Origin of the sequence: Streptomyces sp. MK37H, assembly GCF_018035285.1 — a bacterium.
Taxonomy (GTDB): domain Bacteria; phylum Actinomycetota; class Actinomycetes; order Streptomycetales; family Streptomycetaceae; genus Streptomyces; species Streptomyces endocoffeicus.
The window spans coordinates 1-2403 of sequence record NZ_JAAAYH010000738.1; the positions used below are offsets into that span (position 1 = coordinate 1).

Consider the following 2403-nt stretch of genomic DNA (forward strand, 5'->3'; position numbering starts at 1 on the left):
AGGCGCGTGAGGACGCGGATGTGTTGCGGCCACACCGGAGGAGGGAGACCGGCGGGCGCGGGCGAAGCCTCGAAGCGCTGGGGAAGGGAGTCCCCCTAGGGCAGCGGAGGCGGGCGGTCAGCCCGAACAGGACGACGACCACACCCGACCGAAGTCGATGTGGTCGCGCGTGACCAGTCGCTGCCATGAGTCCATGGGACAAGTGGAGCAGCCTTCCGCTTCCTCGTCAACCGCGGTGAGACGCGCTGCTCACAGTTCGGACAGTCTTGACAGCGCACCGTGGGGGCGTCTTAATCTCGGGCTCATGCCGGGCCGAGAGGCTCGCATGCCGGGCTGAGGGGCCCGGCCGTTGTCGAGCTGAGGGGCTCGGCGTGTGTGAAGGCCATGCGTGTGTTCACTTCAGAACTCACGGAGCCTCCGCATGTCCGCGAACCCGGACCATCCCGCGCATCCGGACCACCCCTTCCGATCACCCGCCACGGTCGTCCCGCCCGCCACGATCGTCATCGTCGGCGCGGGCCCGCGTGCCACCGGACTGATCGAGCGCATCGCCGCCAACGCCCCCGAGCTGTACGGCGACGGCGCCCCGTTCGAGCTGCACCTGGTCGATCCGCATCCGCCCGGCGGCGGCCGCATCTGGCGCCCCGACCAGTCCCCGCTGCTGTGGATGAACTCCATGGCCGAGGACGTCACCATGTTCACCGACGAGTCGGTGGAGCGCGAAGGCCCGATACGCCCCGGTCCCTCCCTCGCCGAATGGGCCCGCGAGGTCCGCGAGGTCCGTGAGGTCCATGAGGTCCGCGGAGGGGAGCCGTCGCACACCCTGCCGCCCGAACTCGCCGCCGAGGCCGCCGCCCTGACCGGCCGGAGCTTCGCCACCAGACGGCTCCAGAGCGCCTATCTGCGCTGGGTGTACGAGCGGTCGGTGGCCGATCTGCCGCCCGGGACCATCGTCCATGAGCACCGGGACCGGGCCGTACGCGTCAGCGGGCCGCGCGACGGACGGCAGCAGGTGTGGCTGGAGGGGCGGACCGAGCCGCTCACCGCCGACGCCGTGGTCCTCGCCCTCGGCCACCTCGACGCCGAACCCGACGCCGAGCAGCGGGCGCTCACCGCGTTCGCCGCCGAGCACCAACTGGTCCATCTCCCGCCGGAGTTCACCGCCGACAGCGATGTGAGCGCGCTGCGCCCCGGCGAGCCGGTGATCGTACGCGGCCTCGGCCTCGCCTTCGTCGATCTGATGGTGTTGCTCACCGAGGGGCGCGGCGGACGCTATGAGCGCGGTCCGGACGGCGAGTTGGCCTACCGGCCCTCCGGCCGCGAGCCCGTGCTGTACGCCGGTTCGCGGCGCGGTGTGCCGTACCACGCCAAGATCGGCTACTCGCTGAGCGGTGAGCGGCCCCCGGTGCCGCGCTTCTTCGGCCCCGCCGAGGTCGATGCGTTGCTCTCGCGCCCCGGGCGGCCGGACTTCCGGCGCGACGTCTGGCCGCTGATCGCCAAGGAGCTGGGCTTCGCCCACTACCACCGACTGTTCACCGCCCATCCGGAGCGCGTGGCCGGGGAGTGGTCCGCGTTCGAGGAGAAGTACGCCGCCTGCCCGCCAGGCAGCCCAGATCTGGACGTCCTGGTCGCCGCGGCCGTTCCCGACCCGGCCGACCGGCTCGACCTCGACGCCCTCGACCGCCCCCTGGCCGGGCTGCGGTTCGGCGACCACGAGGCCCTGCAGCAGGCGCTGCGCGGCCATATCGAGGCCGACCTCGCCCGCCGCCACGACCCCGTGCACAGCCCCGACCTGGCCGTCTTCCTCGCCCTGCTCTCCGTCTACGGCCAGCTGATCCGGCTCGGCGACATCGGCGGCTGGTGGCACGGCTTCTTCAGCTTCCTCGCCTCCGGCCCGCCGGGGCCACGGCTGGAGCAGCTGCTCGCGCTCTCCCGCGCCGGAGTGGTCCGCTTCCTCGGCGCCGAGACGACCGTGACCACCGATCCGGTGCGCGGGGTGTTCCGGGCGAGCTCCGCCAGTGTGCCCGGACCCGCCGTCGAGGCCCGTGCACTGGTCGAGGCCCGGCTGCCGGAGCCGACCGTGGACCGCTCCCGCGACACCCTGCTGCGCTCCCTGCACCGTGACGGCGCCGCCGCCACCCCGGCCGGACTGCTCGCCGTCAGCCCCGCCGACGCCCGGATCCTGGACCGGACGGGCCGCCCGCACCCGCAGCGCTTCGCGCTCGGCCCGCACACCGACGCCCGCGCCTCGGGCGCCTTCGCCCGGCCCCGTACCAACGCGCCCGCGTTCCGGCAGAACGACGCCACCGCGCGCGCCCTGCTGCGCTGTCTGCGCGAGCTGTCCTGTCGCGCCACGGTCACCGCCTGAGCTTCACCGCTTGAGCCTCGCTGCCTGAGCTTCAC

General features: G+C 73.4%; 1 protein-coding gene. It reads left to right on the forward strand.

Annotated elements, in window-relative coordinates; translation table 11 throughout:
* The first annotated feature begins 421 nt into the window (after positions 1-421).
* Positions 422-2368, forward strand: coding sequence for an FAD/NAD(P)-binding domain-containing protein (locus tag GWI24_RS43410; protein ID WP_247617703.1), 1947 nt, complete (start codon positions 422-424; stop codon positions 2366-2368).
* Positions 2369-2403: the final 35 nt, after the last annotated feature.